Here is an 8,341-nt window from a genome sequence, read left to right on the forward strand (position 1 = left end):
ATAGATTTAGGGGAACGACTGGGAATGTTTCAATCTCTATATACCAAGGGACGACCTACATCATTGCAAATTGAATATGCAGGCGATATTAGAGTTACCGATACCTATCCCATAACATCCGCAATCTTGACTGGTTTTTTGAAGCCGTTAGTAGAAACAGTAAATATGATTAGTGCTCCGATGCAAATTAAAGAACGAGGTATAGAATGTAATGAACGGAAAACGGCTCGTCCTTCCAGTTATGCTTTTGAGATTTCACTTCGTGTAGAAACAGACCAGGAGGCTCATACCGTTACAGGGACATTATTCCACAAGACAGATGCACGAATTTGTAGTATTGATGGTATGCGTGTAGATGCGAAGCCGGAAGGATATATGCTTGTTTGTCGGAACGAAGATAAACCTCTTGTTATTGGTCGGCTTTGTACCCGTATCGGGGAAGCGGGTGTTAATATAGCTAATCTCATGTTAGGACGCGATATTAAAGGCGGGCTTGCTCTTACCGTTCTTAATCTTGACCAACCCCTAAGCGATGAAGTCATACAAGATTGTGCAAAACTGCCGCATATTATAGAAGCCCGACTTTTATCTTTACCGGAAAATAGTACAAACAACAACTCGTAAATTTTATATCAAAAAAATTTATTCTTTATGAAATAATCGGGTTGTTATCTTTTATAAAAATAGAAGTTTTGAAATAATACACAGAGGAGAATAAATCATGTCGAAAAACTTAATTCAAGTTCCTAAAGGGGAAAAAATTATATTCAAAGATGGTGTTATTCAAACCCCTGACCAGCCTATTATTGGATTTATCGAGGGAGACGGGATAGGTCCCGATATATGGAAGGCATCGAAATATCTATTCGATTCTGCTGTGGAATTTTGTTATGGCGATAAGAAAAAAATAGCATGGATGGAACTTTACGCAGGAGAGAAAGCCAATAAATTGGCAAATACCTATTTACCAGAAGAAACTCTGGAAAAAATTCGAGAGTATCAGATTACTATTAAAGGGCCCTTAACAACTCCTGTAGGTGGTGGTTTTCGAAGCTTAAATGTAACATTACGACAAATGTTAGATTTGTTTGCTTGTGTTCGTCCTGTACGCTATTTTCCGGGTGTTCCCAGTCCTGTAAAAAACCCTGCTGATGTTGATGTTGTAATTTTCCGTGAAAATACGGAAGATGTCTATGCAGGATTTGAATTTCCTTCAAACTCGGAAGAAGCAAAAAAACTTATTCATTTTTGCAAAAAAGAATTTGGCTGGAATATAAGACCCGATTCTGGGATTGGAATAAAACCGATTAGTGAAAAAGGTTCTAAAAGACTTATTCGTTCTGCTATCAAGTATGCGTTATCTCACGGGCGACGCTCTGTTACCCTTGTCCATAAAGGGAATATTATGAAATATACGGAAGGTGCCTTCATGAATTGGGGTTATGAGTTGGTCCGAGAAGAATTTGCAGACACTGCTGTTTGCTGGAGTGATTGTAATGGAAATCCGGGAGATAAATTACTTGTTAAAGATACGATAGCAGATATTTTCTTACAACAAATATTGACCCGCCCCAGAGAATTTGATGTTGTGGCAACCATGAACTTAAACGGTGATTATATGAGTGATGCTATTGCAGCACAGGTTGGCGGAATTGGTATTGCACCGGGTGCTAATATTAATTATGAAAATGGCTATGCTATTTTTGAAGCCACCCATGGAACTGCTCCCAAATATGCAAATTTAGATAAAGTAAACCCAAGTAGTCTTATTCTTTCCGGGGTTATGATGTTTGAATATATCGGTTGGAATGAGGTCGCAGAGGTAATTATCCGTGCTTTGTCAAAGACCTATCAGGACCGTATCGTAACTTATGACTTTGCAAGATTGACAACAGGGACACAGGAAGTAAAATGCAGTGAGTTCGCAGGTGCCGTTGTTGCTCGTCTCAGCAAAAATGCTCAATAGAATTTATTGCGTCTTATTTTTTGAAAACTCCCTTAATAAAATATTAAACTTTTAGTAAATGTGTAAAGTAACTGTATATTAAATTCAGGGAGTTTGAAGTTGGCTAATAATTTTTTTAATAAGAATACGATACCGAACATAGAAGAGCGAATTGAAAAATTACACCGATTGGCAACGGCAGGGTTATGTATCAATGGTGTTATCCATGATACCAATAATTACTTAGGGGCTATTATGGCTTATGCGGAATTACTTCAGATGGATACATCACCTGGGGAAGAAAGTCATCGTATGTTGGGTAAAATTATTGAATGTGTTCAGGACTGTTCCACACTAATGAATGGACTAAATACTATCTCTCGAAGTAAAGATAATCTGGTAACTCTTGTAGAAATACCGGAACTTGTTAACACTGTACTTCAATTAAGGAAATACTATCATAAAATTTTAAAAATTTGGGTTGAAAAAGATATTGAACCTGATATGAGACCTATTGTTTTAGACCTCCCCCGTGTGCAACTGGCTTTAATTCATATTATAAAAAATGCTGAGGAAAACCTGGAATTAAAAGAGCCAGAAGAAGACAATCCGCGAACATTAAAAGTGGTAAGTAAAACTGAAAATGACGGGATTATTATATCTATTCAGGATAATGGTCCAAAAATTCCTACTACTGTTTTTGAAAAAGTATTTGAACAGTATACCACTACAAAAAACCATTATCATCTCGGTTTAGGATTGTATATAACAAAAAAAATAATAGCAGAGCATGATGGTTCATTAGAATATAGTCCTGAGAATGGCTTCTCTATATGGATACCTTTTGATAATTCGAAAATTGCGCAGTTGCATGAAACTGAATAATTACATCTGGCTCACTAAATAGGTAACGGTAACCGTAGATTTGCAGTGAAGTTCTGTGATTGATATTGTATCTCCTTCTTTTCTACCATCATTCTCCCATTCAATCTTATTAATTTCAATCTTTTCAATGGCATAAATACCTCCTCGCAATGATGCGGCGGCTGCATCTGCGGGGGAATAGGCATTCTCGACAGCAGAGTTTATAGCAGAACGGATGACTGCTTCTTCACTCTGCACTCGTAAGTAAGGACCTTTTAAATCCGCAGATAATTCATTTGCTAAATTACGCATTTTATCCCACAATTTAGCAAATAAAATTGCCCCATTTTCAACGGAGACAATCCCTGCTAAAGAAAAGATGGCGGTAACATTTACTTCAATCTGAGGCTCATTCTTTATGCTATATAAAGGTCCAACACTTTGAATTTCAACAGGACGCGGACTTTCTTCGGTAAATTTCAGTCGTAATTTTGTTTCGAAATCTTGAATGCACTTAAAAGCAAGGTCAAAATTATTATCTTGTGCTACACGAACAAATTGAAATTCTACATGGGTAGGAACGGCTGTTGCTTCTCCCTTACCTTGAGACACAATTCTTGCATAAGAACCTGTATTGTCTTCACTCCATACGGAGAAAATCAATCCCTGTAATAAAATGCTAACAATAAATATCCAATATCTTTTAGTCATATTCCACCTCTTAAAACAATTAGATTATCCCTTGTGAAATTTTTCTTTCTAATGTAAAAAGTTCCGCAATTTCAAAACGGGAAGGTGCTCTTCCATATTCACACTGTTCGAAAAACTCAACATATTCGAATGTTTTATTATAAGACTGTAATTCCTTTTCAAACAGAGACCTGAAATAAAAGGAAGGCATTCGAAACAAAGAATCCCACCGTTCTTGAAGCCATTTTTTTCTATCCTTTATATCTTTTGGCACCTGTTCTAATTGGTGGTCTAACCACGGAAGCCACTCATACATTTGCGAACTCATTGCATCCAGCAATTCCCATTTTTTATCTATCGCTTCAGAAATATCCACAGCAAAATTTGGGCTAAATGGTATCGGTTTCTGAAACATATCCATCATATATAGGCAAAAAGGGCTTTGATATAAAGCGGGGACTTCCGGACAAAAATGGGGAACAGTTACCAAGAATGCAGAATCTTGAACAAGCACACCACAAGACCTATGGTCAGGATGATAATCACAGGGACGGTGGGTAAGAACAATATCTGCATGTAATTGACGCAATAGGGCAACAATCTCATGACGGACTTCAAGAGTAGGCATTAAAGAGCCATCGGGGTAATTTAATACAATAGAAGTGTATCCTCCTCTTCGGGCTGATTCCTCTGCCTCTGCACGCCGAATCTTTTCTAATTTTTGGGGTTCTATTTCGTGATGTCCTATATTGCCATTAGTTACAGATACGGCATATACTTTGTGTCCTTTTTTCGCCCATAAAACCATACTTCCACCGGCATACCATTCTGCATCGTCAGGGTGAGCCCCGATACAGACTATATTCATTTTCCATCTCCTTCTTTTTTTAGTGTTATCCTTAATGGATTTCCTAAAACCTCTGTTTCTTCTATTAATTTCAGATTTTTATCCTCATCAAATATTTTTTTCGGTTCTGTAAATGGGGCATACAGAAACAATTTCGCCTGGGTATATAATAGAGTAGAAAAGCCTTCTACAGGGGCATTATCCCATAAATTTACTTCAAATCTCATGGGAAACATTGTCTCCGTAGGGACAGGAATAATATTTCCACCGACGGCACCTGTAAGTACTGTTTTGAATGTGCTAATTTCTTTTCCATCTTGAATAATTTTACCTTCTACTTTCACAGGATATTCTGAATAATTGATAGCACCCCTTGGGAGGAGATTTACCTCTACTTTCATTTTTTCCGGATAAGGAGGAGGAATTTCTATCTCTATACGAGATACCTTCCCATGGGCTCCTTCTTCTTTCTGAACTCGTGCATGTGTTGGAATTATCTTTTCGGGAACTTGTATTAATATCTGTAAATCGCCCTCTATATCACCAATGTTTTTCTTTAAATTTGTATTACTCGGAACTTCTGATGGATTATAGGCGTCCAATATTTCTTTTTCTGAAGCGGACAATCCTTGATTGTCTGGCTTCTTTCTATTTTCAAAATAAGAATTGCAGGAAGTAATGCTCAACAAGAAAACAATAAAGAGCCATAAAAAGTATTTCTTATACATTGCTTTTTTTAATGAACCTTGTATTAATAAAAAATATAAGTTATAATTTTAATTTTCTTTTATATGAAATGATATAAAATCAAACGATGAAAAAACGAATAAAGAATACTATAAAAAATCCCTATTGGAAAAATTTTAGGAATAAACAACAATTCATCATTTCACTAATAATTTTTATATTTAATAAATATTCAACAAAATTTCTTGCAAATAAATCTCTTTTTTGTAATAATATAATTAACAATAGAAATAATACCCTACCGCGGAGGGCAACCGCTATGAATCTTATTGCTGATGGGACACAAAATAGGGGGAAATTAGTATTATATGGGTGGGATAATCTTTCTACAAATGATGGTCCGGGCGTTCGACTGGCTCTTTATTTCAAAGGATGTAGTTTATATTGTCCCTGGTGCTTAAATCCTTTTCTCCAGAAGGTAATGCCTGAAATACGATGGAAAAGCACAAATTGTATTCATGATTTTGAATGCATAAAAGAATGTAAAGAAAAAGCTATTCGGAACATTAACAATACAATTGTCATTGATGGAGAAAAATGTAATTTTTGTGGTGCTTGTTGGGAAGTGTGTAAAAGGGAAAGTTTGAAACCTGCTGGGGATTATATTTCTATTGAACAAATTGTTTCTTTAGTTGAGTATGAAATAAATCTTCAAATTCCCCCTCGAAGTATAACATTAGGGGGAGGAGAGCCTTTACTTCAGGGTTATCCTATGCTTAATTTGTTAGGAATGTTGAAAACACTTCCTATAAATCATATTCTCCTTACCAGTTGTGCCGCTGTGGATAATCAGGAACTATGGCGACAGTCTCTTAAATCTATTGACGGGGTATTACTTCAATTGTTCACAGTAGATAAAGATGTATGGCAAAGTGTTAGCAATGTTCCTTTTGAAGTTTATCTCCGTAATTTACATGACCTTGCTCTATCGGAAAAACCTATTTATATTCGCATTCCCATTGTTCCCGGTTTTACAAACTCTCCCAAAACGATATATAACTTATGTCTGTTTATAAAAGAATCTCTCCCCTATACAAAGCAGGTTGAATTTCGTGGGTATGTTCCCAATTCTTCATTTAAGAATCCTCTGTTTTCTTTAAGAGATAACAATATAAGTTCTGAGGAAATAATAAAACTTTGTTCATTAGCCCACGAGATAGGTCTGAAAGAGGCTCATTGGCGGGGTAACCTACGAACACTTGATAATGCTCCCTTGAACTATTCAATTTCTGAAAATAAAATGGATTTCAAATCGGATATTTAAGCCTCCCTCCCTTGTTTGGGAACTTATAAGAAAGTGGGCCCTGCAGGACTCGAACCTGCGACCAAGTGATTATGAGTCACCTGCTCTGACCTACTGAGCTAAGGGCCCTAAAACGGAATTAGAGCGACAAATATTATATCGATTTTTATTTTTTTATGCAACTTTCAATGAAGGGGAGCAACTCGCGTGCGCGCCATGTATGTCTTAATTTTCGTATGGCTTTCGCCTCAATCTGTCGGACACGCTCACGGGTAACATTAAATACACTTCCCACTTCTTCTAATGTTCGAGAAAATCCGTCTCCCAAACCCCAACGTAAGCGAATTACTTTTTCTTCTCGTTCTGTTAAGGTCTTCAAAACTTCATTTATCTTATCAATAAACAAACGATATTGTGTTGTATCGGAAGGATTTTCTACATTTTCATCCACAATAAAATCACCAAATGTGGTATCGCCATCATCACCGATAGGGGTTTCTAAACTCATGGGGTCCTGCGATATTTTTCGGATAGAGTGAACGCGTTCAATAGGCAGTTCCATTTCATCTGCAATTTCTTCCACATTAGGTTCGCGTCCATATTTCTGGATTAGACTACGATTTGCTCTTGCTAATTTGTTTATGGATTCTATCATGTGAACAGGAATACGAATGGTTCGTGCCTGGTCTGCAATCGCACGGGTAATTGCCTGCCGTATCCACCATGTTGCATAGGTACTGAATTTATACCCTCGCCAGTACTCGAACTTATCTACTGCTTTAATTAGTCCGATGTTTCCTTCCTGTATCAGGTCTTCAAAAGACATGCCTCGATTGGTGTATTTTTTAGCAATACTTACGACCAGACGGAGGTTGGCTTCTACCAACTTTTGTTTCGTTTCATTTATTTTTTCTTCTTTTTCGCGGACTGTTCTAATAAGTTCTGTAATTTGTTCAAAATTCATTTGTGCATCGCGTTGAATCTGATTGATTTTGGCCCTTGCCATCTCAACGCGTTGGGCACATTCATAGAAATACATAGCATCCGGGTCTTTTTTACTTTTTCTTCCGCGTCCCGAATGAGCTTTTTTAATAATCTCATCTGCGGTCAGACCAAATTCATGTTCCAATTGTATAATTTCATCACGCGCACTCAAAATACGCCGTTCTAATGCTTTAATTTTTCTACCAATTTTAACGATTTCTCTTGCACATAATGGGAAATTGCTTAATATTTGGTATTGTTTTTCTCTTAGCTCTTGAATTTGTTTTTGCAATGTCTCAATATATTGAATTTTGCCTTTCTGTTTTGCTTTTTTCCGTGTTAATTTTTCATATTTCTTCTCTAATGCTTGTATTTGTTGACGAATAACAGCCAATTGGTCAGCACTTTGTAATAATTGCTTCTTTAGTTTTTCCATTTTTGCGTTTTCACTGCATTCAATCACACGCGAGGGGTCTAACCGCCCGGAACGAATACGTGTTGCAATAAGGAAAAACTCATGCACCGTATAGGGAGCACTTAGCAAAACCCGAACCAATTCTTTTTCTGCCTCTTCGATATTTTTTGCGATACCCACTTCTTTTTCTTTTGTTAATAGAGGCACTTTTCCCATAGCTCTTAAATAGACACGGATGCCTTCATCGGGGCGAGAAGGAGTTTTTAACACTTCTGCTTTTTGAGCATCTGCGGAGACTACAGCACCTTTTATTAATGGTGCTTTTTCGTAACCCAAAGCACGCAGAGTCTCGCTTGGGCTTTCGTGGGCATCATAAAGCATCTCCAAAACAATAGATTCTTCCTCTTCGGGAATTGTGCTGTCCAGGTCTTTATATTTTTTCAAAACCTTTTGTTTTGTCGGCATATTTTTTACCTCTTGTTTTTTATTTGAACACCAGAAATAGAGGGAACCGACATATTAAACGCACTAGCGTTTATAGCAATTGCTGCGTTTTTTCTTTTCGCCAAAGACTCTACGGTTTCTCCATGTGTAAAGTTATATGTG

At 36.9% G+C, this 8,341-nt stretch carries 8 protein-coding genes and 1 tRNA gene; 4 read left to right on the forward strand and 5 right to left on the reverse strand.

The window, feature by feature from the left end; genetic code table 11:
• The 3 genes from PLA12_13805 to PLA12_13815 form a co-directional block, all read left to right on the forward strand.
• The coding region (locus tag PLA12_13805) for a phosphoglycerate dehydrogenase (GenBank protein HOQ33564.1) at positions 1-624 on the forward strand (624 nt) is incomplete at its 5' end.
• Positions 625-721: 97 nt separating this feature from the next.
• Complete coding sequence (icd, locus tag PLA12_13810; GenBank protein ID HOQ33565.1) at positions 722-1,966, forward strand: isocitrate dehydrogenase (NADP(+)); 1,245 nt, start codon at positions 722-724, stop codon at positions 1,964-1,966.
• 99 nt (positions 1,967-2,065) lie between these two features.
• On the forward strand, positions 2,066-2,830 hold the full coding sequence (locus PLA12_13815) for a HAMP domain-containing sensor histidine kinase (protein ID HOQ33566.1): 765 nt from the start codon (positions 2,066-2,068) through the stop codon (positions 2,828-2,830).
• Here the strand turns inward: PLA12_13815 and PLA12_13820 are convergent, their stop codons facing one another.
• From PLA12_13820 to PLA12_13830, 3 genes are read right to left on the reverse strand one after another with little or no spacing between them, the layout of a single operon-like run.
• Positions 2,831-3,520 carry a hypothetical protein gene (locus PLA12_13820; GenBank protein ID HOQ33567.1) on the reverse strand — a complete coding sequence of 230 codons (690 nt, stop codon included), beginning with the start codon at positions 3,518-3,520 and terminating at the stop codon, positions 2,831-2,833.
• Positions 3,521-3,539: 19 nt separating this feature from the next.
• On the reverse strand, positions 3,540-4,367 hold the full coding sequence (locus PLA12_13825) for a PIG-L family deacetylase (protein ID HOQ33568.1): 828 nt from the start codon (positions 4,365-4,367) through the stop codon (positions 3,540-3,542).
• Positions 4,364-5,074: a hypothetical protein gene (locus PLA12_13830; protein HOQ33569.1), complete on the reverse strand. Its 711-nt coding sequence runs from the start codon at positions 5,072-5,074 to the stop codon at positions 4,364-4,366. The genes PLA12_13825 and PLA12_13830 overlap by 4 nt, the downstream gene beginning before the upstream one ends.
• A gap of 278 nt (positions 5,075-5,352) precedes the next feature.
• On the opposite strand from PLA12_13830, the gene PLA12_13835 reads away from it, so the two are divergent.
• Positions 5,353-6,357 (forward strand): radical SAM protein, encoded by a 1,005-nt coding sequence (locus PLA12_13835; protein HOQ33570.1) that lies wholly within the window; start codon positions 5,353-5,355, stop codon positions 6,355-6,357.
• 34 nt (positions 6,358-6,391) lie between these two features.
• Here the strand turns inward: PLA12_13835 and PLA12_13840 are convergent.
• Both PLA12_13840 and rpoD read right to left on the reverse strand, forming a co-directional pair.
• A tRNA-Ile gene (locus tag PLA12_13840) sits at positions 6,392-6,465 on the reverse strand.
• 37 nt (positions 6,466-6,502) lie between these two features.
• Positions 6,503-8,200 carry an RNA polymerase sigma factor RpoD gene (rpoD, locus tag PLA12_13845; protein ID HOQ33571.1) on the reverse strand — a complete coding sequence of 566 codons (1,698 nt, stop codon included), beginning with the start codon at positions 8,198-8,200 and terminating at the stop codon, positions 6,503-6,505.
• Between the last annotated feature and the right edge of the window lie 141 nt (positions 8,201-8,341).

Origin of the sequence: Candidatus Hydrogenedens sp. (genome assembly GCA_035378955.1) — a bacterium.
GTDB lineage: Bacteria > Hydrogenedentota > Hydrogenedentia > Hydrogenedentales > Hydrogenedentaceae > Hydrogenedens.